Below are 418 nucleotides of genomic sequence, written 5' to 3'. Positions count from 1 at the left end.
TTATCACAAAACTTCTTGGAATTGAAGACCAAAATATCAAAATAGACAATCTTTTTGATGCCGGTACTCACAAAGAAATCCTGGCCCACCTTGACTATGATGCCCCTCCATGCCCTGCCTGCAAGGGACAGATGGCCAAATACGACTTCCAGAAACCTTCTAAAATCCCTTATCTGGAGACAGCAGGATACAAAACCCTTATCCGACTCAAAAAGCGGCGCTTTCGCTGTAAAAACTGTGGAAAAATGGCTGTCGCTGAAACCTCCCTCGTCCAGAAAAATCACCAGATTGCCTCTGCAGTCAAACAGAAAATCGCTCAATTATTAGTTGAGAAGCAAGCCATGACTGATATTGCCCACAGGCTATCGATCTTAACCTCAACCGTCATTCGCAAGCTCAAGGAATTCAAATTTGAAAC

Annotated in this window: 1 protein-coding gene; it reads left to right on the top strand. The window is 43.5% G+C overall.

The features are described from left to right. Nucleotides 1–2: 2 nt before the first annotated feature. On the top strand, nucleotides 3–418 hold a 416-nt coding region (locus RG565_RS09025; protein ID WP_308937475.1), incomplete at its 3' end, for a transposase family protein.

Origin of the sequence: Streptococcus sp. IsoGale021 (assembly GCF_031142795.1) — a bacterium.
Classification (GTDB): domain Bacteria; phylum Bacillota; class Bacilli; order Lactobacillales; family Streptococcaceae; genus Streptococcus; species Streptococcus hominis.
Note: the sequence above shows the minus strand (reverse complement) of the source record. Positions and strands in the feature narration are given on the sequence as shown.